General features: G+C 60.4%; 20 protein-coding genes and 2 pseudogenes. 9 read left to right on the top strand and 13 right to left on the bottom strand.

Translation table 11 applies throughout. From position 1 onward, the window contains the following. The 4 genes from RPS27_RS21440 to RPS27_RS21425 form a co-directional block, all read right to left on the bottom strand. The coding region (locus RPS27_RS21440; protein WP_313754279.1) for a glycosyltransferase family 4 protein at positions 1–810 on the bottom strand (810 nt) is incomplete at its 3' end. Positions 811–942: 132 nt separating this feature from the next. Then, a complete protein-coding gene (locus RPS27_RS21435) occupies positions 943–1152 on the bottom strand; it encodes a hypothetical protein (protein WP_313754278.1) in 210 nt (69 codons plus the stop codon). Between the two features lie 100 nt (positions 1153–1252). Beyond that, positions 1253–1660 (bottom strand): hypothetical protein, encoded by a 408-nt coding sequence (locus RPS27_RS21430; protein WP_313754277.1) that lies wholly within the window; start codon positions 1658–1660, stop codon positions 1253–1255. 16 nt (positions 1661–1676) lie between these two features. Then, positions 1677–1877, bottom strand: coding sequence for a hypothetical protein (locus RPS27_RS21425; protein ID WP_313754276.1), 201 nt, complete (start codon positions 1875–1877; stop codon positions 1677–1679). Between the two features lie 167 nt (positions 1878–2044). Between RPS27_RS21425 and RPS27_RS21420 the strand changes: the two genes are divergently transcribed. After that, positions 2045–2464 (top strand): hypothetical protein, encoded by a 420-nt coding sequence (locus tag RPS27_RS21420; RefSeq protein WP_313754275.1) that lies wholly within the window; start codon positions 2045–2047, stop codon positions 2462–2464. A gap of 79 nt (positions 2465–2543) precedes the next feature. Here the strand turns inward: RPS27_RS21420 and RPS27_RS21415 are convergent, their stop codons facing one another. The 3 genes from RPS27_RS21415 to RPS27_RS21405 form a co-directional block, all read right to left on the bottom strand. Further along, entirely contained in the window at positions 2544–2963 is a 420-nt protein-coding gene (locus tag RPS27_RS21415) for a hypothetical protein (RefSeq protein WP_313754274.1), read from the bottom strand. Positions 2964–3051: 88 nt separating this feature from the next. After that, positions 3052–3390 (bottom strand): DUF1236 domain-containing protein, encoded by a 339-nt coding sequence (locus RPS27_RS21410; protein ID WP_313754273.1) that lies wholly within the window; start codon positions 3388–3390, stop codon positions 3052–3054. Positions 3391–3522: 132 nt separating this feature from the next. Further along, positions 3523–4902 carry a carbohydrate porin gene (locus RPS27_RS21405; protein ID WP_313754272.1) on the bottom strand — a complete coding sequence of 460 codons (1380 nt, stop codon included), beginning with the start codon at positions 4900–4902 and terminating at the stop codon, positions 3523–3525. A gap of 166 nt (positions 4903–5068) precedes the next feature. Here RPS27_RS21405 and RPS27_RS21400 point away from each other — a divergent pair, with 166 nt between their 5' ends. Next, positions 5069–6367 (top strand): Nramp family divalent metal transporter, encoded by a 1299-nt coding sequence (locus tag RPS27_RS21400; RefSeq protein WP_313754271.1) that lies wholly within the window; start codon positions 5069–5071, stop codon positions 6365–6367. A 210-nt stretch (positions 6368–6577) separates the two neighbouring features. On the opposite strand, the gene RPS27_RS21395 is transcribed toward RPS27_RS21400, so the two are convergent. Next, complete coding sequence (locus RPS27_RS21395) at positions 6578–8398, bottom strand: caspase family protein (protein ID WP_313754270.1); 1821 nt, start codon at positions 8396–8398, stop codon at positions 6578–6580. Between the two features lie 364 nt (positions 8399–8762). On the opposite strand from RPS27_RS21395, the gene RPS27_RS21390 reads away from it, so the two are divergent. Continuing rightward, positions 8763–8975 (top strand): hypothetical protein, encoded by a 213-nt coding sequence (locus RPS27_RS21390; RefSeq protein ID WP_313754269.1) that lies wholly within the window; start codon positions 8763–8765, stop codon positions 8973–8975. 788 nt (positions 8976–9763) lie between these two features. Beyond that, entirely contained in the window at positions 9764–11521 is a 1758-nt protein-coding gene (locus tag RPS27_RS21385) for an adenylate/guanylate cyclase domain-containing protein (RefSeq protein ID WP_313754268.1), read from the top strand. 849 nt (positions 11522–12370) lie between these two features. Here RPS27_RS21385 and RPS27_RS21380 read toward each other — a convergent pair. After that, entirely contained in the window at positions 12371–12547 is a 177-nt protein-coding gene (locus tag RPS27_RS21380) for a hypothetical protein (protein WP_313754267.1), read from the bottom strand. 349 nt (positions 12548–12896) lie between these two features. Further along, a complete protein-coding gene (locus tag RPS27_RS21375) occupies positions 12897–13355 on the bottom strand; it encodes a cupin domain-containing protein (protein WP_313754266.1) in 459 nt (152 codons plus the stop codon). Positions 13356–13453: 98 nt separating this feature from the next. Between RPS27_RS21375 and RPS27_RS21370 the strand changes: the two genes are divergently transcribed. The 4 genes and pseudogenes from RPS27_RS21370 to RPS27_RS21355 all read left to right on the top strand — a co-directional run. Beyond that, a complete protein-coding gene (locus RPS27_RS21370; protein WP_313754562.1) occupies positions 13454–15004 on the top strand; it encodes a winged helix-turn-helix domain-containing protein in 1551 nt (516 codons plus the stop codon). Positions 15005–15724: 720 nt separating this feature from the next. Further along, positions 15725–15931 carry a GDCCVxC domain-containing (seleno)protein gene (locus RPS27_RS21365; protein ID WP_106948334.1) on the top strand — a complete coding sequence of 69 codons (207 nt, stop codon included), beginning with the start codon at positions 15725–15727 and terminating at the stop codon, positions 15929–15931. 417 nt (positions 15932–16348) lie between these two features. Further along, positions 16349–16660, top strand: coding sequence for a hypothetical protein (locus RPS27_RS21360; protein ID WP_313754265.1), 312 nt, complete (start codon positions 16349–16351; stop codon positions 16658–16660). An 89-nt stretch (positions 16661–16749) separates the two neighbouring features. After that, positions 16750–17204, top strand: a pseudogene (locus tag RPS27_RS21355) (ABC transporter substrate-binding protein); the annotation flags it as partial. A 136-nt stretch (positions 17205–17340) separates the two neighbouring features. Here RPS27_RS21355 and RPS27_RS21350 read toward each other — a convergent pair. Beyond that, positions 17341–17534: pseudogene (locus tag RPS27_RS21350) on the bottom strand (CsbD family protein). Between the two features lie 159 nt (positions 17535–17693). Here RPS27_RS21350 and RPS27_RS21345 point away from each other — a divergent pair. After that, positions 17694–18110 (top strand): hypothetical protein, encoded by a 417-nt coding sequence (locus RPS27_RS21345; protein WP_313754264.1) that lies wholly within the window; start codon positions 17694–17696, stop codon positions 18108–18110. Between the two features lie 512 nt (positions 18111–18622). On the opposite strand, the gene RPS27_RS21340 is transcribed toward RPS27_RS21345, so the two are convergent. After that, entirely contained in the window at positions 18623–20497 is a 1875-nt protein-coding gene (locus RPS27_RS21340) for an alpha-amylase family glycosyl hydrolase (RefSeq protein WP_313754263.1), read from the bottom strand. Continuing rightward, positions 20494–22962: a family 16 glycoside hydrolase gene (locus tag RPS27_RS21335; RefSeq protein ID WP_313754262.1), complete on the bottom strand. Its 2469-nt coding sequence runs from the start codon at positions 22960–22962 to the stop codon at positions 20494–20496. The genes RPS27_RS21340 and RPS27_RS21335 overlap by 4 nt, the downstream gene beginning before the upstream one ends. Positions 22963–23030 lie beyond the last annotated feature (68 nt).

Below are 23030 nucleotides of genomic sequence, written 5' to 3'. Positions count from 1 at the left end.
CGTCCCGCATGCCATCGCCTCGATCATCACCAGGCCGAAGGGCTCGGGCCAATCGATCGGAAACAGCAAGGCGGAGGCGCCGGCGAGGAACGGCTGCTTCCGCAGTTCGTCCACCTCGCCGATGAGCTGGACCGTCTCTCCGTCGATCTCGGGTTCGAGCTTCTTCTTGAAGTAGGCCGTTTCGGCCCGGGGTATCTTGGCGGCGATCCGGAGCGGCATCTGAACCGCCCGCGCGATGCGTATCGCGGCTTCAGGCCCCTTCTCCGCCGTCAGCCGCCCGAGGAAGGCCAGGTACGATCCGGCTTCGTAGGAGGGACGAAACAGATCCTTGGGCAGCCCGTGCGGAATCGTCGCGATCCAATTCGCGTCCGGGAGCGGACGCCGCTGGTTGTCCGAGATCGAGACAAAAGGAGCCTTCGGGAAAGTGCCGATCACATCGGGCAGCCCCGGAAGGTCGAGCCGCCCGTGCATGGTCGTCAGAAACGGCACTCCAGTGCGGCCCAGGACCGGCAGAGGCAACCAATCCACATGGGAATGAATCACGTCGAAATCGCGCGCGCGCTCGCCGATGGCCTCGATCAAGAGCGCGCAGGCGGCGTTCGGATCGACGCCTTTCCGCCCCAGGCGTAGCGCGCGCGGCCACACGGCATGGAGCTCGGCTTTCGTGCTCGAGTCGCCGCTCGCAAACAGCGTCACGTCGTGCCCGCGATCGACGAGCTCGTCTACCAGCCAGGCGATCACCCGCTCGGTGCCTCCGTACAGCTTCGGAGGGACGCTCTCGGCCAACGGGGCAAGCTGGGCGATCCGCATCGAGCTAGGCTCCGAACGCGATGCGCAAGCCGATCACGATGATCGCGGAGATCAGAAACGAAATCGCGAGCAGCGTCCAACCGGGCCTTGTGCTTCCGATGGCTGCGCGTGCGACTAGCATTTTCATGCACGTCAACATTCGTCTCTGGGAAGCCGGTGCAGGTAGGCGATCCCGAAGCTGGCGAGCTCTTCGGTATCACCCTGACGCTCTTCCCATCTCCTGTGCAGATGGCGCTCCAGCAAACAGCGTCGGCTGTCGCGAGCGCCGACGTCGGGGCGCCGAGCGTGGTACACGTTCCAGGCGGTCTCCGTGGCGTTCTTCAAGACGACATCGTCAACCATTTCTGCGCTCCCGGCGACCGATGCGATCGCTGGCAACTCGACACAGTCGACAAAGTTTCCAGTTTTTCCCGAGCGCGTGCCTCAACGCACAAGCGGGCGTTCAGCAAGCTTTTGCGCGGGCCCGCTCGCGTGCCGCACGACGGCGCTGCAGGCGCTGGCTTCGGCCGGAGCGCCTGGCGGCGAGAGGTGTGGACGCCGCTGGACTTGAAGCCGGCCACTCCACGGCGGGCGCAGCGCTCTCCGTCATCCTCTCGGCAGGCCTTGCTTCCATGAACTCGAGCACGGATCGGCCCTTCTCCGTGATCCGCCATCCGCCGTTCAGCCGCTCGACCAGTCCTTGCGATAAGATGTCGAGCTCCGGCACGCGTGCGGCGAGACGCCTGGTCCGCTCGGCCCACTCGCGCCCGCTCGTCGCCAGGATCGCCATGTCGCTCTTGAGATCGGTCATGACGGCGCACCCGTCGGGATAGCTCACCAGGATCTTGCGCACGGTGACCTGGAAATTCACCCCCGCCTTCCTCGAACTATCGCCACATGGTCGGAGCGTCGTGGAGCGCCGCGCGTCCGACCTGCTTCAGCCTCTCGGGCGAGGTGTCGCCGTCGGTAGCCGCTTCCAGAATCTTCGAGGCTACATGAGTGCGCGCCGCGGCCTCATGGCGCGAGACGTCTTCGCAGACCTCGTCGAAGACGGCGCGCAAGAGCGCGGTCGTGGCCGGATCGAACATGGGAACCCCCAACGCAAGAAGAGTTAGTTTACTGCGGAAACGCCGTGCGGTGAATTCAAAAAAGTGACGCCGAGCATCCATTGCCCGCTCGCCGCCGGGGGAAGCGAAACCATTGCCATTTCTTCCCGTTGTGGTCGGGGCGCTCGAACAACGTGAAAGGATGCTCGATGAAGAAGATTGCAATGTCGGCGCTGATGGTCGGCGCCCTTGGTCTTGCCTCGGTGGCCACCACGGCCCCTGCCGAAGCCCATTGGCGGGGCGGATGGGGACCAGGAATCGCCGGCGGCCTGGTTGCGGGTGCCGTGATCGGCGGCCTCGCCTCTTCGGCGTATGGCTGGGGACCGGGATACGGGTATTACGGTGGCCCGGGTTACTATAGCGCCGGCTATTATGGCGGTCCCTACGCGTACGATTACGGGTACGACGAGCCCTATCGCTGGGGCGGCGGCTACACCACGACGTACTACACTGCGCCAGTGTCCTACGGTTATGGCTATCGCCGCGTCGTCCGCCCTGCCTACGCCTACTATCGTGGGTCCTATCCGGTCGTTCGCCATCACTGGCATCGGCACCACCGCCACTGGTGAGAGCGGGCACATGTGAAGGTGACGAAGGCCGCACCCCGAGGGAGCGGCCTTTTTCTTTGAACCCCAGTCACGCTTCCGCTCACCACCATCTGCCGGCAAATGGATCGGTCCGCTCGAAGGCGAGACGCCGGTCGGGTGTTCGCTTCTGCAGCTTTGCCGATCGCTTCGGATGTGTGAGGACCGTCGCAGCGCGGGCCGGCGCTTCCTTTCGGGTCTCGCCGGAGGGCGCTGCAGGCACGGCGGCCATGGCTGCTCGCACTTCTCGCAGCGGCTCTTCCGGGATCGGATCGGCCTGCGCGAGAATCGGCGATTCGGCCCGCTGGCTGGTGTCGAAGACGATCTTCTCCGGAATGCTCCTCGCCGATTTTATGCGGATGATGGTCCTGTCGGGGTCGGCCACGGCGGCGACTTCGACCGGAGCGGGCAGGTACCGATCCGCAGCGAAGAGGAGCGCCAGCAAGAACCCGCCGACGAAGACGAAATAACGAATGATCGGCATGGACGGCCGCTCGCAAATGGGAAATCAAGGTGTCGGCGGGGGCCGGATGGGGTGGCGGGCCGCCACGATCAGCGACCCGCCGGGAAGCTCAGTCGATCTCCTGGACGACCGTGCGGGTCCCCGGATCGACCAGCATCACGCGCTCGCCCGAGTAGACATAGCGGTACTTCGTGAGCGAAGGACCCCAATCGGCGGGCACCGCCTCGAGCTCGACTTCGCGCGGCACGGGCTGGCCGACCACGATCTTCTGCTGCACCGGACGAACCTTGTGCTCGGTGACGTAGGTGCGAATCTTGGTGCGGTATTCCGGCTCGATCTGCACGGCGGCCGCGTGACCGGTGCCGGTGGTGGTGACGACCGTCGACTGCGCCATCGCGCCCGTGGAGATCAGCGCGGCCAGGGCCGTCGTCAGTAGAAGCTTGTTCATGTTGCTCTCCTCGCCGCCATATGCGGCATCCGAGAACCCGGGAATGATGGCAAGGTTCCGGGAAAACGGCAGGATGATTGCTTATTTTTCCCGAAATGATGGCGCGAGCCGTGCGGATAGAGCCATGGTGAATCAGAACTTGATGACCGACCGCAATCCGAGGACGGTCGCGTTCTTCAGATGCCTCCCGGCCGATGTGCCAAGGGGATCTGTGGCGCCGCCACCGGGACGGCGGATGAACTGAAAATTTGGCTGAAGGGTCAGCCCGGGTTGAACTTCGTACTGGTAGACGGCCGTCAGGAGCTCTTCTGAAGTCCGCAGCGGCCAACGCAGCCCGGAGATCGACTGGAAGTCCCGATCAAGTGCCTGCGCGCGACGCGACACATGGGCGTAAGCAGCCGCGATGCCGAACTTGTCGTGGGAACGCGCGTCGGACAGCCCGATGAACTCGAGGCCACCGTCGGCGTAGATATCGATCAGATTGCGATCGGACGGTCCATAGGACCCGCGAGCGAATACGCCGATGCCGCGATCGTCGTCGCGGCCGACGCGAAAGAGCTTCTGTTCGAACACGGCGTAGAGGCCGTAGTCGCCTGCGATGCCGGCAGGCGTTCCCGAACTCGCTGGATCCGCCAGCGAAAGGCCTGTCGTATCGAAGCGAAGGTCCGTGAAGCTGCCGAAATGGCGCCATCCCCCAAGCTTGAGCTTGCCGTCGAGTCCGGGATCACCCTTCTTAGCATTCCACTGCAGTTGCGCTTCGTAGAGAACGAGGGGCGGATCATTCACCCTGAAATTGAAGCCGTAGCGATTGCGCAGCTGCGGGTCGTTGGAGCCCGGGCCAGCCGAGTCGCCGTCAAATACGGCGCCCAGCACCGAGAGATTGTCGCTCAAGTCGGCACGCAGACGTGCTCCCATTGCGGCAAGCGGCGGCGAAGGGCCGCCGCTCGGGAGATTGAGCGACAGACCGGCCGGCCAGCCCAGCGAAGCGTTCGTGAAGACGTCCGTGTACTTGGACGTCATGAATTCCGTATCGGCGGCAAGCTGTCCCGCCCTGAGCGCGATCTTCTCGCCCCATTTCTTTTCGAACCAGGCCTCATAGAGACGGGTCGTCGGCAGCGCTTCGATTCCGCTGACATCCATGAAATTGAACAGCGAACCTCGGGACAGTCCGCCGCCGTCGATCTGAAAGACGTTCGCGTGGAAGGTGACCTGCTTAAGCCCGACCAGCTTCTCGAGGTCGGCATCAAAAGCGAAGTTAATGCGATCCTCGTACACGGCGCTCTGTTTTGCGCCTCCGGACGGGTTGCTCAGAACTTCGCCGATGTAAGTGACCGCAAACTTGACGCCCTGTCTCTCGAAGGGATTGGGCAGCAATCCCAGCGTCGTCTCCTGCACGGTACTTTCGCCGGTATCAGGATCGGCGGGCTTGAGGTCGTCGGTCTTCTTGTCCTCTTGAGCGAGTGCGACGCCACAAAGCAGTGATGCCCCAAGCAAAATCAACAGACGACGCATGTGACCCATCCAACCATGACAGCATGATGCAGGTTTTGGACGTGGTTACAACTTTGCCGTCCATGCCGACTTGGTCTGGTGGTCAAAACTGCACACGCCGAACCAATAGGCCTGCACGGACGTTATGAGTTCCGGAATCGAATCCAAGGCAGCGAGGAGCGACTAAGTGGCGAGGAGGGAAACGCGCAAGAAGCCGGTCGAGAATAAAGATCAGGACAGCTTCTTGCAGCGCCTGGGGCCCGGCCTCATCACGGGCGCTTCCGACGACGATCCATCCGGTATCGGCACCTACAGCCAGGCTGGCGCTCAGCTAGGATTCGGCATTGGCTGGACCATGCTGATCACCTATCCGCTGATGGCCGCGATCCAGGAGATCTCGGGTCGTATCGGACGCGTCACTGGTCACGGCATCGCTGGAAATGTCTGCCGAAATTTCCCCGCGCCCGTTACCTGGTCCATGATCGTGCTGCTCTTCGTCGCCAACACGATCAACGTCGCCGCCGACCTTGGGGCGATGGGCGATGCGCTCAAGCTTCTGATCGGCGGACCTGGCACCCTTTACGTCGTGGTCTTCGGCGCGGTGTCCGTCATAGCGCAGATTTTCTTCAAGTATGAGCGTTATGTAGCGATCCTGAAATGGCTGACGCTCGTTTTGCTCGCTTATGTCATCGCCCTATTCCTCGCAAAGGTGCCTTGGGGCGAGGCGCTGAAAGGACTCCTAATTCCGAAAATCGAATGGAATGGGCCCTTTTTGACGACTTTAGTCGCGATCCTCGGCACGACGATTTCGCCCTATCTGTTCATCTGGCAGTCCTCCCAGGAAGCCGAGGAGCAGCGGATCGATCCCGACAAGAAGCCGCTCAAGCGCGAGCCGGAGAAGGAGGACGAGGAGGTCAAAAGAATTCGGATCGATACGCTCGTCGGCATGGCAGTGTCGAACGTCATCGCCATCGCGATCATCATGACTACGGCGGCAACGTTGCACGCGTCCGGCAAGACCGACATCGAATCGTCGGCCCAAGCGGCAGAAGCCCTAAGGCCTGTCGCGGGGGCAATGGCTGAGTTGATCTTTGCGCTCGGCATCATCGGAACGGGCCTGCTTGCGATCCCGGTGCTCGCCGGATCGACAGCATACGCGATCGGAGAAGGTCGCAAGTGGCCGGTCGGCCTGTCAAGAAAGCCGAAGGAGGCCGTCGCGTTCTATGGTGTACTCGCGCTTTCGGTCGCCCTCGGCGTCGGGCTCAACTTCACGGCGCTCGACCCGATCAAGGCGCTCTATTGGAGCGCAGTTATCAACGGTATACTGGCCGCTCCGATCATGACCGTGATGATGCTGCTGGTACGGCGGAAGTCGGTTATGGGCGATCTGATGATTTCGGGGCCGGTCTATTGGCTAGGCTGGACCGGGACCGTCGCGATGTTCCTGTGCATAGTCGGCATGGCTTGCTCGATGATGTGGTCGTAAAATCGCACCGAGACGTCCGCATAGCGCTACCCTGCCACAAAGGTCTGCCAAATGTCGCCGGCTGCTCCGCTCGCTGGTCCTGTCGATCGACGCCAACGACGGCTCCTGATCTTGTTGGCTGCGGGGTTTGTCGCCGATGTCGACTTTGTACATCGTCCCAGCGCCAACTTTTCATCGGTTGACACGCGGTCCGCTCCGGCCAAGTCGCGATTATCTTCTTCCCGCCATCATCCGTCCGAGGCAAGCGTTGAACGACTGAGTGCTCCCTCCGGCGCCATTCCGGCCATACTCCCATTTTCCGGTCGAGGGATCGCAGCGTCCGCCGATCTCCAGTGCACATCGCTGACTGATGCTGACACATCGGCCGCCACTCGGTGAGCGCCGTTCAGCCGAGTTGGCCGGCGCTGCCTCTTGTCTAGAGGCAAGTGGCCGATCCTGTTTTCGCGTTGGCGTCCCGTTGCGATCCTTTGGCACGCAACTGCCCCTCTCATTCAGGGTCTGTCCATCATCGCATGTGCGCTTCACGCATCGATCGTCGATTGGCTCAAAGCCGCTCTCGCAAACCAGGGGGCAGACGCGCTCCTGCTTTGCCTTGATGGCGTCTAGCAGATCGATGCTCGCAGACCTGACCTCGAACTTGGTCCCCGCAAGCTTGTTGAACTTCGAGACCGCTCGGTGAGCAGCACCATTCCAGTCGTCGTCTGATGGCGCGGTGATGCAGCCTACGCGGCGCAGCTCCGTCAGTACCAGCTTATTGATCTCTTTTGGCGTGTGCGCGGGCTCATTTGTGGCCGGCGCAAGTGCGGCGACGTTCTGCTCGGTCCCGCTGCCGATCTGTTTGTCCTTGGGCACCGCTTCAGCTTTCGCGGCTGTTTTCTCCGCTGCAGCTTCAGCTTCCTTTCGTTGTTGCTCGGCTACGGCCGCTTTCGCCTCCGCTATCTGCTTGGACTTTTCGGCAACTATCCGGGCGTCCTCGGCAGCCTTGGCGGCCGCCGCCGCATTCTCCTGTTCGCTCTTCTTAGCTCGATCAGCCGCGAGTCGGAACTTTTCCTGCTCGGCGAGTCTGGCCGTTTCAGCAGCCGTCACACGCGTCTCCTCTGCCGCGATTCGATCCAACTGGCCCTGAGCGAGGCTGGCGTAAAAGCCATAGGGATACTGCGCCAGGAATGCAGTCCAGACCGCTCGGGTCCCGACCTGGAGCGCCAGCTCATAGTCGCGCCGAACCACATCCTGCGGATTAGCCTGCTGCAGTGTAGACGACGGCTTTGTCGGCACCAACGCAATGTCTTCTCCGCCCAAGGAACCATAGACGTAAGGCTCCTGCTTAAAGCCGGTATTCTTCAAGACGTCATCGCGCACAAATCCAAATGCTTTGCGTAGATCAAGGCCAGGCGTTGGCAGCCGCTCTACGATAGCGGTGGCAAAGGGGCTATTTTTGAAATCTCCGTCCGATGCCGTGGACCCCGCTTTTGCCGCAAAAGCAATCATTGTGTTCGGGCTAGTCGGCTCTACCTTGGCGAGGCCGCGCCCGATTGCGCGAGCAGCAACCGTCCGCTTCATGGATTTAGCAAACGGATTATCACGGCAGGCATCAAGGATGACGAGCCGGAGTTGTTTGGCGGGCTCGACAGCGAACAGCGCACGGTCGAGCGCGACCGCCTCGTCCAAAACGTCGCTATCGGTTTCTAGCGAGGCATCCGTTGGGATCAGATAATTGATCCCGTCGAGCTCGATACCATGACCCGCGTAGTAGATGACGGCGACCTCGGCCTCCCGCGCCCGAGCACCGAAATCGCGGAGGGCTTTCCGCATCTCCATGGCATTTAGGTCGGTCCTGATGTCAACAAACTTGAACCCAGCCTTCTTAAACATGTCGCCGACGAGACTAGCGTCGTTCACGGGATTGGTCAGCCGGGGTACACTCTTGTAGGCGGAGTTGCCAAGCACGAGCGCAACCCGATGCTGCGCCTGAGCGCAACTCAAGCCTACAAAGATGAAGAGAAACGAATAAAACAGTCGAACGAGAACCATTTGCCAACCTAGATCGCGAGGCGGCCAGATTACCACGCCCCGGACAAGCGGGGCTACAGGATGGACACATTTCGACAAACGCTAAGCGACATCCGGATAGTGCTGCTGCTCAACCCTCGACAGCTCAGGCTCGATCGTGGCCGCGTTTTAGGTTCAAGGTCTTTCCGTTCCCCTGTTAAGCCTGCCGCTGGTTTGTGAAATAGCTCATATTGCAAGCTACAAGCGCAGCAGTAAGATCATTTCACGGGGGCTGGCTGCATATTTCACTTAGATCTTTTTCACCCGGATTTTTTGACAAGCGCGGGCCGCAGTCTGCCCCCAGGCTGCGGCCTTGCGTTGTTAGCTTCCAAGTCTCGGAGGTCCCATGGGAACTGAAAAATACGTCATTGTCTATGCTGCTGGTAAACAACTGGACTTGTTGCGAAGCGAGGCTTTTCGGATCGCAAAAGCCGCCAAAGCCGGGTGGTGGACCGACCGAGCCGAGGTCGGGACTAAGTTCTGCTTTGAAGACGCGAAGGCGAAGGACACCTTCGCGCACGCTTGCAACAACTTCGGTATCACCTGCCGAGAAGGCTAATCCAAAAACTGCCCGCCATTGCTCATACGGTAAGCTCTCCGCTTCAATAGCCGGAAGAGTAAAGATCCGATGTGGGACTGCTGGGTTCCAGCCCCTAGGCTATCGGCAGCCGATCAATTGCGGATCAGAGCGCCGGCGCATGAAGTGAAGGTCGTAGGAGTGCCACGAGGACTCTCCTGCGACCGACGCCGCGACGTTTCGCACGATCGGCGCCGCATTAGACCTAAGCACATCGCAGGCCAACCTAACCTGAATCTTAGACTGTCATTAGCGAGAACCGGTTAGTGTTGCTTTTGGGATGGACCGTGGGGACATACGCGGTTCTGCTCAGAGGTTGAGGCCCGCCAGCCCGCCAGCCCCGGCGGGTCTCCCTCATGAATCCATGTTAGCATCCTGCAGTTTCATTTTCGGAACCGGCGAAAAATGACTCGCCGTGCCGGTTTTTCCCGAATAGGCTCTGATCACCGGGGCTGGCCTAATACCCTTACTTAAAAATTTTCACCCGGATTTTTTTACAGGCGTGGGCCGCAGCGAGATGAACCTCCGCTGCGGCCTTCGCGTGTGGGCCCGCTGTAAGAAGCCATTTTGCGCCCTCGATGAAGTCATCCTGAAACGGGCCGGTTCTGTCTCAATAGCGGACCCGTCGTAACAGGGTGGCATGGGCAGCTTGTGACCCGAAGCAGACATTTCCGGCTTTTCCGTGCTGGCAAGGGCCTGTTCCCTATGCTTGATTATGGGCAGTATTGGTGCCGGGGGCCGTCGTGGCGGGCGAGCGGATAGAAAGGCGATTGGCGGCGATCCTGGCGGCAGACGTGGCAGGCTATAGCCGGCTGATGGGAACCGATGAAGTCGGCACTCTAGCAGCACTGAAGGCACACCGACGCGAGGTCATCGATCCCGCCATAGCCAGTCATAGGGGCCGAATCGTCAAGACCACCGGCGACGGCATGTTGGTCGAATTCGCCAGCGCGGTGGATGCCGTCACTTGCGCCATGGCCGTGCAGGCGAAGATGGCCGAGCGGAACGGCAGCTTTGGGACAGCGATCACTTTGCGGATCGGTATCAATATCGGCGATATCATCATCGACAGCGACGACATCTTCGGCGACGGCGTCAATGTGGCGGCGCGAGTTGAGAACGAATGCGAGCCGGGCGGTGTCTGCCTATCGGGTAGCGCCTATGAGCAGGTCTGTAGCAAGACCCCGTTCGCCTTCGACGATTTAGGGGAACGGTCGCTGAAAAACATCGACCGACCAGTCCGGCTCTATGGGGTCCGGTCCGCCGCAGCATCGGCCGCCAGCGCCAAGCTGCAGGCCGAAGCCGTGAAGCCGCTCCCTCTTCCTGACCGGCCCTCAATTGCTGTGCTTCCGTTTCAGAACATGAGCGGCGATCCGGAGCAGGAATACTTCGCTGACGGTATGGTGGAAGATATCATTACCGCCCTGTCGCGTTTCAAATCGTTGTTCGTAATCGCACGGAATTCAAGCTTCACGTACAAGGGCAAATCAGCAAACATTAAGCAGGTGGGGCGTGAGCTTGGCGTTCAGTACGTGCTCGAAGGCAGCGTTCGCAAGGCGGGAAGCCGAGTACGGATTACCGGGCAATTGATAGAAGCGACAACGGGCTCGCATCTGTGGGCAGAGAAATTTGATGGTTTGTTGGATGATGTTTTCGAACTGCAAGATAACGTAGCCACCAGCGTCGTCGGAGCTATCGTACCCCAGCTTATGCTGGCGAGTGCGGAGCTTGTAGCCCGCAAGCCTGCAGAAGGCTGGGACAGTTACGATCATTATTTGCGCGGTCTAGCGCTACTGCATCGGAGAACGTTGGAGACGAACAAAGAAGCGCAGTCTGAATTTGAGACCGCAGTCTCTCTCGACCCGAACTTTGCAGTAGCGTACGTGCAGGCCGCATTTTGTCTCCATAACCGTTACTGGAACTACCAACACGCAATAACCGACGAAGAGCGCAGAAAGGCTGTCGAATTCGCATCCCGCGCTATTGAACTCGCTCCAGCAGACGACGGTGTCTTAGGCATCGCCGCCTATGTAATTGGAAATTTCGAAAATGATGTGGAACGCGGTGTCGCCTTGGCCAATAGGTCCATCGCGCTCAACCGGAATTTCGCAATGGCTTGGTCGATCAAGGGATATCTTCTGGCTCTGATGGGCGAAACTGTTGACGCGCGGGAAGCATTGCACCAAGCGGTTCGTTTCAATCCCCTCGACCCCATGAGCGTAGTTGGCGCCATAAGAAGCCACATAGTGACATCGATTGCACTGCGCGAACATGACGTGGTTGCGAGTTGGACCAGGAAGCTACTTGATCTGAACCCGACAGATTTACATGGGCTTGTGACAATGTACGGCGAGTCGGTGAGGGTTGGGGATACGGCCGAGGCGGAGAAACTTCTTGCCCGAATCAAAGAACTTTATCCTCATTTGCGGAAGGTTCATTTGCGGCAAATGTACATGCGCTATCGGAAGCCTGAGCACCAAGCAGCAGTGGTCGAACGGATTGATCTAGCAGTCGGTATACCTGAATGACTAAACGATGCTCCAAGCCAAACCTGTCCTGTCGCCTTCTGGCCCGGGGTTGACCTCAGCCTAGGCGCGGCGATGTCCGCTTCCGAGAGATCACCCGACCAAGGGCATCCTGGCTGTCGACGGCAGCCTCTGACCCAAAGCGGACCTCTGTTCGGCCTTGTGGATTTTACGGTCCGGTATTTTCCGGACTACTCGACGAGCTCTAAAGCTTATACTTTTGTCGTCTCATTGACTGCTTGAGCTTCCACAAAATTTCATGGCGTTGCCGAAATCATACTCCGGGTTTCACTGCGGTATCCACTATGGTGTGAAACGCATCAGCGTTGATCGATGGCAATACTCGTTCGGCTTGGACGGTGTGACAAGAGCCGGCTCGGTAAGGCCCGACTTGGGCTATTGGCAGTGCGCCGAGGGAAGACGCATATTGATTGCTCTAAACGGAACATGTCGGTTGTCCAGGCTGATGTGGGGCAGGGATCCAAGTGAAAACGCAGCTTCCGGACACACCCGATTTAGACTTACTTCATTCCGAAGTTGCGCATTGCAGACGGCAACTCGAAGATCTCAACGCAATGGTAAATTCGCTATTGGTGGCATGCCCGGCTGATAATTCTGCTTTAGAACAAGCGGCTCGCAGGATGCGAGACATTGCTAAGCGCCTCGCGGACACAACGCAAGCGATTGCTAAAGCATCGAAAGCTTTTCCTAGAAAGGCCAATTGAGAGAAAAGGAATCGTCTGACAGCGTATCGGCGGTGGACCAGACGCGGACTCGCGCTTGCTTCAACCGCCATCTTATGCATGACGCGAGCGAATTAGAAAGTTGGGCCTTGGGCCGGCCAAGTGCGTCCTACCGGCTACTTAATAACGGCTTTTGCACTGCCAGTTTGACCGGTTGCGAAGCCACCGTCTCATTAGAACCGGAAAACTCTGCTTGGGCCGCTTCAGATATCCAAGTTGCGACCCGTGCATCGTAAGCAATGAGACCAACGAAGACGACCAGCACAGTGCCGTAGACAACAGACATTGCTGCGAGTTTCCTTAGCGACGGCTGACCGTCAGGCTTCGTTCGTTCCGGTAGAGACGTTGGCATTGGGAGCGGTCCTTCTGTGTCTCGCGGGAAAGCTCGCTAGACAATAGGCCCTGTTAATGGAGCAAGATGTGCACCAGTTCACATGCTTTCGGGGGCAACGAGCCATGGACTATGCCCGGCCGGTCTGACGACGTCTGTTTTGCAAGTTAAACGTAACATCGCGTTTCGGGTTCGTCAGTTCTGACCATCTCCAGCATCGTGCGCTGCGGCTACTTTTGACCGTAAAGAGAGGTTAGACTAGAAGATTGCGCCATGCGGCTTCTGTATCCTGCCGCGGAACTGCCTAGCCTCTAAGTGCCGTTAGCTGATCTGTGTCAAACCGGGCCCGCAGCTCGCCGATCGTCGTGGGATCAGCCGTGCCGCTGCGCGCTACAATCTCGGACAACTCCTCGAAATATCGCTCGTGCCCCGGGGGCGAGACGGTCATGAGGACACGCGCGATTTTGTTTGAGGCATTTGCAATGTTGTGCGGAACGCCTGGCGGCAGGAACAAGTAGGTGCCAGGCGTGGCATGCACGTGGTCATGATCCACTTGCCATTCGCATTCACCTTCCAAGACATAGAATGTTTCTTCCTGAACGCGATGGACATGCAACCCGGTGGCGAAGCCGGGCGGAATCGTCCAATGAAACATCGAGGTATGTCGGGTATCGTTGCCGGTGACCAGAAAGGCCATGGGCTGGCCGGCGAGCCTAACGAACTTGCCTTCGCCTGGTCTGCGGACGATCGCCTTGCCACTCATGTTGAGCCCTCCAACGGGATAATGGGGAGCACTATCCTGTCTTTCCGCCGTCCAAAGATCGTGAAACAACTCCGAAATTGTTGCAAAATGCACCGGAAATGGCCCAAGCCCGACCAGTCACCTACAAATTCGGCTCCTTTGTACTCGATGCCGAGACCGGCGCTTTGATCCGAGGCGACGCGACGGCCGTGCTCGGCCGGCGAGGTGCGGCGCTGCTGCGCCTGCTGCTGGAGCGCGCGCCGGCTCCCGTCGGAAAAGACACGCTGATGGATGCCGCATGGCCCGGGCTCAATGTTGAGGAAAGCAATCTCACGGTTCAGATCGCAGCGCTGCGCCGCGCGCTCGGGCAAGACGGCGGTGAGCGCTGGATCGAAACGCTGCCACGTCGCGGCTATCGCTATGTCGGCCCGATTGCCAACCGGGTTGGTGCAGATGCAGATCAGCGCGAGCATTCGGCCAGGTTGTGGCTGCCGGAAAAGCCCTCCATAGCTGTGCTGCCGTTCGAGCACTCGGGCGAAGCCACCTGGTTCGCAGACGGCATGGTCGACGACATCATCACGGGCTTATCGCGCATCAGTTGGCTGTTCGTGATCGCGCGCAATTCGAGCTTTGTCTGGCGCGAGCGCGTCGCGGACGTGAAGCAGGTTGGCAGCGATCTAGGCGTGCGGTATGTCCTGCAGGGCAGCGTGCGGCGCGCCGACGACCGTATTCGTATCAACGCGCAGCTCGCAGATACAACCAACGGCGGATATGTCTGGGCCGAGCGCTACGACCGCATTGCGGGCGATCTGTTCGCGTTGCAGGATGAGATCGCGCTGGCAGTGGTCGGTGCTATTGAGCCAAGCCTGCGGCGTGCCGAAATCGAGCGGATCCGTCGCAAACGTCCCGACACTCTCGACGCCTATGAACTCGTGCTGCGTGCACAGCCGGACGTCGACTCGGGGATGCCAGATCGTGCCGCGACTGCCCTGGCGCAGCTCCAGCGCGCCTTGGCGCTCGAGCCAACTTACGCCCTAGCCCATGGCCTGGCCGCAATGAGCCACCACAACCGCTTCTTGCGTGCGGGGCTGAAGGAAGAGGATCGAGGGGCGTCGGTGCGCCACGCGCGCCTCGCGATCGAGCACGGACGCGACGACGCCCGCGCCCTCACCTTTGCCGGCTTCTCGCTTGGCATGGACGCTCATGACCGGCAGGCGGCCTTTGCGGCTTTCGAAGCTGCGCTCGCACTGAGTCCTTCAACCGCACTGGCGTGGATTCTCGGCAGCGTCGTGGCGGGCTGGGCCGGGGACGCTGAACGCGCAATCGACTGGAGCGAGCGCGGCATGCGCTTAAGTCCGTTCGATCCGTGGGCCTTTGCGGCCTACAACGCGCAGGCGCTCGGCTATTTTTGTCGCGATCGATATGAGGAGGCTGCAAATGCAGCCTACCGTTCCAACCTGGCCAATCCCTCCCACAGCATCACGTGGGTGCAGCTCGCTGCATCTCTCGCTGCGGTTGGGCGCTTCGAGGAGGCGAAAGCGGCGGCTGCATGCGTCTTGGAACTGCAGCCGACGTTCCGCATCAGCCGCCAGTTCGCCGGCGTCGCCTGCGCGCCCGAACTGGCTATCAAGCTCGGCAAGGCGCTGCGCGCGGCGGGCCTCCCGGACTAAAGTGAGCGCGACTGGCAGGTCAGCTTCTGGCCCGTTGCTGACTTTGCCGAAACGCCCGCGTCAAGTCCGCTCCTAACCGGAAATCGGACCTTCCATGCACGGTCCTGAGAGGGGTGGACTGACTAAGAATCATTGCCGAACCGAGGCGCGCTCTAAAATCGGCGGCCATGACCACTGATACGCCAGCGCTCCCAGAGAAGAGCTGCCCGAGATGCGGCGGCACCGTCCTGCGACTTGTGACGAAGATCCTTGACGTTCGCAATGACAAGACGGTCCGACTCTTTCGTTGCAGCCGATGTGGCGAGCAGGTCTGGAACGACGGGCATTCCTGAGAGCTGCGACGGCAGTCTCTGAGGGAGTGGACGGCGAAGGGCGCGGGTCCACATTGAAGCTGTGCGCGGGTTGTCTAAAATCGAGGAGCCCAGAGGGCCCAAAACGACAGCATCGCTGGCTGTTTATTTCGAGCGACGCCCCAACGCTTTTGGCTGTATCGTTCCTTACCGTTTTTTCCTGACAGCGGATTGGATTGCCATGTACCCCATCTAAAATACGCACATTGCCGCGATGTCCAAATTGGGCGCCTGCCAGCTTGAAGCACTTCGGATCCCCGCAGATATCGCAAAGGAATATTTCAAAATCCTCGTTTTGAGAGAGAAAATAAAACTGGCGACCGATCTGAAGGCAGCTCTTTACTCGGTGCTGCCACGCGCGTGAAGGTAAATGATCCTGAACTCAACGATCACGTGTCCCAAGTGCGGTCACGCTTCTGCCGAGGTCATGCCGACCGACGCTTGCCAGTTCTTCTACGACTGCAAAGGCTGCGGCGAGCGCCTGAAGCCGCTCCTTGGCGACTGCTGCGTGTTCTGTTCCTTCGGCACCATTCCCTGTCCGCCGGTTCAGGAGCACGGCACGGGCTGCTGTAGTTAGCTGCCCCGAGGCAGCTGCGGGAAGTTAGGCAACCGGACGAAACTTATGGTCGTACTTAGGAACGACTTGCCGATTGCCAAGTTTTCCCGTTGCCCATTGCCAAGGGTGGCTGCCTTCCCCAAGGGGCAGCCTAAAGAAGCCCCAGCTTCACCGCCCTGAAGCTGGGGTCCCTCTCGCTATCTCATTGCTGTCTCAATCGCCTCAGGAGTGGACGCCGACGCATGCTGCCTGAAGGGAGTGGACGGGGACTCGAATCCCAGAGGACGCTGGGGCAAACTTTTCTCGGAGGGCGCTTCAAGGGGGCGAAATGACCACCATCCCACTGATCGATTTGAGCCAATCGGCTACGCTGAAAATGGAAATGTCATACTAGTAACTTTTATCGCCCAGCCGGGTGGCGAACAGATTAAGTTTTCGATGCCGATCGCCATGTTCGAAGCCTTGCTTGGGCAAGGCAAGCCCGTCCTGTCGATGGCCGAGTCGGTTCGCTCAGGCCCACCTGTGGGCGAAGAAATCAACATAGAGCTTCAGGCGCACAATGTGGATGTCGTCTACCAAAAGTCAAAGCCTGACACGATGCTCCGTGTTCGGATGCCGCCGCCGGACGTCACGTCCTACTATTTTGTAGTTGGTCCTGAGCTGACGAAGTTTCTGAAGGGTTCCCTCGAACGACGTTTGGAGGCCCTTCCACAAGAACACAAGACGCCAGAGCCCGGTAAGAGAAACTGAGGGGCCGACCCGGGCCACCGACGCCTTCTGGGATCATATTGCTCGCTCATGGAATGCCCGCCGCCGCTTTCAGAGTCGTGATGAGCCGCAGGACCGTCAGGCTTGCCACCCTCACCACCCCAGGAGCGGCCGAATCCCTGGCCCTCATGGGCACTAGCAAAGCCGACTTGGCGGTCGGACGCAGCGACCTTGCGATTCCGGCTGACGCGCAGACGCTCGCCGTACTGCGCAAGAACTACGTCGTAATATGGTCGCCTTCCGGAAGAGCAGGCAAAGACTTCAAAAAGAAGCCTGCCGCGAAGATCGGTGAGATCGCCGATCTCGCGGGACACAAGGTCGGTATCATCGGAAAGACCGGCGCCAACCTCGCGCTCTGCGGACGATTCTTGAGGGATCGGGCGTGCCGCCCGATAAGGTCGCCACGGCTCAGTTCGGGACCGAAGAGATCGAAAAGCTGGCGCAGGACACCACGCTGGATGCGTACCTCGCCGTCGGTCCCCTAGACAGTAAAATCACGGCTGCTGCCATCTCACAGGAAGAGAGATGAGGCTTCCTCGATTGCGTTCCTGACATCGACCTTGACGCGGCCGACCGCAAGGTTCGCATCGGGAGTTCGCCGAACCTCGAATTGAAATAAAGAAAGAGCCGCCCCGACGCGGCTAGTTCAGACCTTCTTCTACTTATTTTTTCTTGAGGGCGTCAGCGGCCTCCCGCGCGGCGTCCTTCACGTCTCCGCAGCGTTGTGGGCGGACCCCTTAGCCTTGTCCATCTTGCCTTCGGCTTGCAGGTCCTTGTCTCCCGTAAGCTTGCCAGCCCCCTCCTTGATCGCGCCTTTTGCCTTGTCGGCGGCGCCTTTCACATGTTCACGGTCCATTATCTTTCCCTTTTGTTCGGAGAACGATCAACGAAACCGACGCGTAGTCGTTCCTGCGAGACGCGAACCGCTCTTGGGCTGGAAGACTTGGCTGTAGCGGCGGACAAAGGATGAAGACTGCGGTCTTCCTGCCAGTTTTCTGCGGGAGAAGCGTCAAGGATGCAGTCGCAAGTTTTCATCAGTTTGGCGGAAATGTTCTGGGATTCGCACGTTGATGAAGCGGCGGGGCCTAGATGGAGAACAGCCATGCGATACTTGTCTGTGGCATTGCTTTTCGCACTTCCAGTCATACCGATAGCTGCTGACGCCCAGCAAACGGAGCCAAAGTCCCAATCCGGTGTTGCTCAAAGCGTGCAGACTGAAGCGGATAAAGGCATAAAAACCCGCAATTCCGGCGAATCTGGCTACGTCGGCAACCAGGACCGGCCTGGCGCTGCTTCCCACGCCCCGGGCGAGACAACCAACACGGTCGGGACGACAACCGGTAGCAGTGCGACAGGCAATCAATCAAACATCAATAGCTCGCAGGCCGATTACGACGCTTCGTTGAAGGATGGCTCTGCGCCGAAGAAATAACGGGTCGACGAACGTCTTAAATGCGCCCGTCTCGACATCTGGAAGATCACCGCCGAAGAGCGGGGCCCTTACCGCGAGCCGCCTGGTTTAGTTAGCCCAGTCGCGGCCCCCCGGCGGCCGCAACGCGGGTTCTGTCCGCGCGATAGCCAACCCATCGCAGCCGGGCCGCGCCCGCGCGGGTTTGCGGAGCATGTCCGAAATATGGGGCGCAGCAGCGGGCCGAACATCGAAAAGCCGTGTGACGGTCGATATGACCTCCCTGGCCTGCGATCGCCGAAATCGCGAGTGTCAAGACAGCCAAGGCGCGCCGCGCCTCTAGGTGAGGCAGAATCACCGTGAGGGAAGCATCGATTGGGTTGATCCGAAATCCGCCTTGCGATTTGAGCGATCCCTATCGTTTCTCAAAGACTTTGTAACGTTCGCCCGTACTATTTTCAGACCAGTTGCCGTTGCGACCGCGTCGATCGGATATTGACCCTGCCGTGAACTGGGCGTAAGGGCGGTCGCCGAGCCTACATCAGCGTCCAGATCCGTCCATAATGAGATGGGATATCTAGATCTACTTGCCGGAGCGAAAGCACGTTCCTCAGGTCGAGAGCGCCGCCATGCAGCTCTTCGACATAGTCTCCGGCCATCGGAAACCAGAAGGGGACGGTCCGGTCGGTGTCGCTGAAATTGACAGCAACCAACGTGTACTGGGCGCCTGCGTAGCGCGCGAACAGCAGAACTCCGAACTGCTGATAGCGATCCCAATCGTTGAAGAAGAAGTACGCCCCCTGACGAATGTGGTCACGTTGCCGCCGGATCCGCAGCAGCCTGCGGATCAGGCTCACGATCGGTCGGCCGGACTCATCGTAGAAGAAATCCCATCGCATGGGCCGCAGCAGCGAGACCCGGCCCATTCCAAAGTCGGGCAGAAAGTAGTTTTCGGCGAATTCCTCGCCTTGCCAGAGCATCGGAATGCCCTTGCTCATCAGCAGGCCAATCAAATAGGGCTGCAGCATGTACCAAAGCGTCCGGTCGCCCTCGGCGAACAGCGGATTGCCGGCTTCGTCGGGATTGGAGGTCCCGAAATTGCAGAGGAAGCGTTCGTGATCATGGTTCTCGACGTATTGAAGCGCAGTCTTGGGGATATCGTCGCCATTGACAGTCTCCCGGTCGGGGTAGCCGAAGAGGCCCAGCTGCAGACCGAGGTCGGCGAGCCGGCCGTGATCCCCATGGGCAACCGCGCGCGCAGCGCCATAGGTGCCGTTCTGCCAGGTGCAGTTGGAATAGGTCGAGCGCAGCACGTCCTCCGGGGCTTCGAGCTGTTCGGCCATTTGCACCAGCGTCAGCGGCTTGCCCGCCCCTGCGTCGAAGCGGCTCCAGTACGGGCGACCTGCCGCGATGTTCGCCTTGGTCAGCTGGTGCGTCTTATAGACGAGGCTCGCATAGCCCACGCCCATCGGCCCGTCCCAGTAGTTCGGGACGCAGTCGTAGCGGAAGCCGTCGACGTGATAGACCTCGAGCCAATGGTGATTGGCCGTATAAAAGAAATCCCGGGTGATCTCGCGAGTGAAATCCGTGCTCTTGCCGAAATTGCTGAAGTAGTCCTTGGCAAACGGCCCCATGAACGGATTGTCGCGGTACCGCAACCGCGTGTAGGCGTCGTAGTACGGGAAATCCACCCCCGTGTGGCCATAGACGACGTCGACAATCACCGCGATCCCATGCTGGTGGCAGATGTCGACCAACTGCTGGAAATCCGACCGCTTGCCGAACCGCTCGTCGACACCATAATAGCCGATCGGCAGATAGCCCCAGTCGACTGAATTGCCGACGTTGGACAGCGGCATGATCTCGATGGCGTTAATCCCGAGGTCGGCGAGGTAGGCCAAGAGCCCACGGGCGCGATCGAGGTCGTTGCCGAACTCGGCGATGTTCACCTCATAGAGGATCAGATCTGCCAGCGCAGGCGTCCGCCATTGCGCCTCGCCGGCGCTCCAGACGTAGGGTTGATAGCCCAGGGTGAAGGCGGATTGCTTGCCGACACCGAACTCGCGCGCAAAGGGGTCGATGATCCAGTCGAGCATTCCGACGTTCGGGTTCGTGATGGTGTAGCGGTAGACATAGCGACCCGGACTGCCCCAGGCCGAGCCCGGCACCGCGGGCGGCGTCCCGGCGACGGGGACCGTGACCGACCAGAAGTCGCCATAGGGAGCACGAACGCTGTGCGCGAGCCGAAACTCCCGGGCCGGCATCTCCTGCAGGAACTGGTCCGCCTCATGGATGATCTTCACGGTGACGACGTTGCCGTCGGCCGCCGACAACCAGGGCATCCAGAGTCCGAACGTCACCGTGCCGTTGGTTTCCACAGCGCCCAACGATCCGAGTGGCATCAGGTTCATGCCACAAGACCCTCCAACGACTTCCACTGAATGTTGCGAAAGAGCACGCGGCCCGTATGCGTCTGCAGGCCGATGAAGCGCGGGTCCTGCGCGGTGGACGGCAGCCCGCGGCGCGGGGACTGCGGATCGCCCGCGAAATGGAAAATGTTCACCGTCTGCCCGTTCAGCGCGACGGTGATGTCGGCACCGTCGACCGTGATCTCATAGCTGTTCCACTCTCCGACCGGATGGACATTCAGCGGACCGTCGGTCGGCCCCTTGAAGGCGTAGACCGCACCCGTCCTGTGGATGGGCGCATTATCCGGCCGGGCCAGTTCGTCGATCTGAATCTCGAACCCGAAGTTGACGCCGACATAAGCCGTGTTGTCGTAGCCCTCGTTCCGAGGGCCCGGGAAGCCGATGAAGACGCCCGAATTGTCGTCCGGCGCCGTCATCATCCATTGCAGCCGCAAGACGTAGCGAGGCGGCGTCGGGCGCTTCAGCCAGAGCAGCCCCAGGTCCGTCCCCGTTCGTGCCTCGAGAACGCCGCGCCGGACCCTAAACGAGCCAGGGTCGTCCCGACCGGGCTGGTTGCTGATCGTCGACATTGTCCAGTCACCGAGAGAGGCGCCATCGAACAGCGTCTCGAAACCCGCGTCGGCGGCGACGGCCGGCGGCGTCATGATAAGGTCGCCGGTGCGGCGCGAGAGCGCTATCCCGGTCAGCATCGGGTTGGGCGAACCGATGCTCGGAAACAGCGCCGGGCCGGCCGCATACAGGTTTTCGGTGTGATGGAAACGTCCGTTGCCGTCCGTGACGCTCGCGGTCGGATCGGTGCCCATCCAAAGCGTCCCGGCTTCATGATGGGTTGTCCCGAGCCCGTCCTGATTGCTCTGGAGCGCCTGCATGGGCTGCCCGTTGGCGAAGATGGCGGCGACCTTCTGCATCGCCGCGTCCATGGCGGCCCAGAGATCCTGATCGCGCTGCGTCGGGGTCAGAGCAACCGATGCGCGACGAACGCCGTATTCGTCGGTGCGCGCGCTCAGATCGACGCGGCTTGGATGAGCGGCGGGATTGGCCGGATCGGCGGGCTCCATCTCGCCGAGTCCTCTGATTGCAATTGCGACATGCGTATCGGTCGAGGTCTTCAGCTGGTCGAAGAAGTCGACATCGGGCACCTTGCGGTAGAGCTCGTCCTCGGCGCCGATGGTGTTGCCGCCGCCGCTGGCGGAGATCTGAAGGTGGAAGTGGCCGATCAGATCACCATTCGGGCGCGTGGCCCGTCCCTTCAAAAACAGGGCCGCGGTCTGCAGCTCGTTCACCGCGGGCGAAAGCCCGGAAATCGCCGACCGCGGCACGCGGATGACAAGGTTCGAGCGAAGGTGCGCAATCAGGTTCTTGCCGATGAGCGGCAGGGTCGGAAGTCCGGTGGCATCGAAAGATGCGAGAGCCAGCCGCGCGTTCTCGATCGTACCGAGCGCGATGACGATGGCACCACCCGGTGCCAGATCTATCGGACCTCGGCTGGTGTCGATGCCCGAGATGCGCCAGGTCCCTGCCGCGGTAGGGACGCTGCGCAGCGTCAGCACATGCGTGTCGGGCAGCACCATGAATTCCTTGACGGAATCATTGCCGTTGGAGTCGCTCGCCGCGGTCCGAGCCGCCTTTATCAGCAGCGGAACGACGCTGAACTTGTTCAGCGGGAAGAACCCCACGTGTGGCGGGCGCGCCTGCACAGCGAGCGGCGCTTCCAGCTTCAGCAGGTTCAGCAGGTCGTTCTGCGAAAGCCCGCCGCTTGACGTCAGACCGAGCAACTGTGCGGGGTCGGCACCCGGCTTCAGCAGCGGAGACGGCGGGAGCGCGTCGAGCGCAAACGCTCCGGGCACGCTGGATAAACTGTCGAAGAGCTGACGACGAAGCGCGTTCTGCAGTTCGCCGAAAATGAAGTCGTTCGCCTCGTCGACACCGATCTGCCGCGAACTCTCGTCGAAATAGCGGCTGTTCAGATCGGCTACGGTATTTGCCGGCCAACCCGACATCTCCTCGTCCAGAAGACGAGGCGACCAACCGCCCCAATAGAGTGATCGGCCTCCGAGTGTATACGCCAGTCCCTTGAAGGGAATGGTCGATTTCCAAGGAATGCCCCAAACCTCGTTGCGTGGCGGCTCCGGCTGCGGCAAGTTTTCGTCCAGAAAGAATGGATTGGCCGGATCGCCGAACCCCTGGATCCCCGTGTTCTGAACGTGCTCAGGAACGGTGAACAGCCCGGCGTCTACGACCAGTGTCCGCAATCCGCCGCCACTCTGCTTCTGTCGGAACCACAGATGCTCGGCGATAGCCGAGCCGAACGTACCGCCTCCCACGATGATGAAATCGAATGGTCGCCCGCCTGTGGATTTCCACGCATCAACCTCGGCCAGGTTGTTGCAGAGGTAGCGGCCTTGAATGTCTTTGGTGAACGAGGTCCTCTCGGTGGTGATCGCCATTGCCCGGCTCCTGGTGCAATCCTCGAACTCGCCTTCCTGTTAGGGCACGATCTCCTTCAACCTAAAAT

Origin of the sequence: Bradyrhizobium sp. WYCCWR 12699 (assembly GCF_032144035.1) — a bacterium.
Classification (GTDB): Bacteria; Pseudomonadota; Alphaproteobacteria; order Rhizobiales; family Xanthobacteraceae; genus Bradyrhizobium.
Note: the sequence above shows the minus strand (reverse complement) of the source record. Positions and strands in the feature narration are given on the sequence as shown.

What these genes read in the sequence shown, in the direction of transcription:
- RPS27_RS21435 (WP_313754278.1), bottom strand. Translation starts at nt 1,152, where the DNA reads ATGGTTGACGATGTCGTCTTGAAGAACGCCACGGAGACCGCCTGGAAC.
- RPS27_RS21425 (WP_313754276.1), bottom strand. Translation starts at nt 1,877, where the DNA reads ATGTTCGATCCGGCCACGACCGCGCTCTTGCGCGCCGTCTTCGACGAG.
- RPS27_RS21420 (WP_313754275.1), top strand. Translation starts at nt 2,045, where the DNA reads ATGAAGAAGATTGCAATGTCGGCGCTGATGGTCGGCGCCCTTGGTCTT.
- RPS27_RS21415 (WP_313754274.1), bottom strand. Translation starts at nt 2,963, where the DNA reads ATGCCGATCATTCGTTATTTCGTCTTCGTCGGCGGGTTCTTGCTGGCG.
- RPS27_RS21410 (WP_313754273.1), bottom strand. Translation starts at nt 3,390, where the DNA reads ATGAACAAGCTTCTACTGACGACGGCCCTGGCCGCGCTGATCTCCACG.
- RPS27_RS21405 (WP_313754272.1), bottom strand. Translation starts at nt 4,902, where the DNA reads ATGCGTCGTCTGTTGATTTTGCTTGGGGCATCACTGCTTTGTGGCGTC.
- RPS27_RS21395 (WP_313754270.1), bottom strand. Translation starts at nt 8,398, where the DNA reads ATGGTTCTCGTTCGACTGTTTTATTCGTTTCTCTTCATCTTTGTAGGC.
- RPS27_RS21390 (WP_313754269.1), top strand. Translation starts at nt 8,763, where the DNA reads ATGGGAACTGAAAAATACGTCATTGTCTATGCTGCTGGTAAACAACTG.
- RPS27_RS21380 (WP_313754267.1), bottom strand. Translation starts at nt 12,547, where the DNA reads ATGTCTGTTGTCTACGGCACTGTGCTGGTCGTCTTCGTTGGTCTCATT.
- RPS27_RS21375 (WP_313754266.1), bottom strand. Translation starts at nt 13,355, where the DNA reads ATGAGTGGCAAGGCGATCGTCCGCAGACCAGGCGAAGGCAAGTTCGTT.
- RPS27_RS21370 (WP_313754562.1), top strand. Translation starts at nt 13,454, where the DNA reads ATGGCCCAAGCCCGACCAGTCACCTACAAATTCGGCTCCTTTGTACTC.
- RPS27_RS21365 (WP_106948334.1), top strand. Translation starts at nt 15,725, where the DNA reads ATGATCCTGAACTCAACGATCACGTGTCCCAAGTGCGGTCACGCTTCT.
- RPS27_RS21360 (WP_313754265.1), top strand. Translation starts at nt 16,349, where the DNA reads ATGCCGATCGCCATGTTCGAAGCCTTGCTTGGGCAAGGCAAGCCCGTC.
- RPS27_RS21345 (WP_313754264.1), top strand. Translation starts at nt 17,694, where the DNA reads ATGCAGTCGCAAGTTTTCATCAGTTTGGCGGAAATGTTCTGGGATTCG.
- RPS27_RS21340 (WP_313754263.1), bottom strand. Translation starts at nt 20,497, where the DNA reads ATGAACCTGATGCCACTCGGATCGTTGGGCGCTGTGGAAACCAACGGC.
- RPS27_RS21335 (WP_313754262.1), bottom strand. Translation starts at nt 22,962, where the DNA reads ATGGCGATCACCACCGAGAGGACCTCGTTCACCAAAGACATTCAAGGC.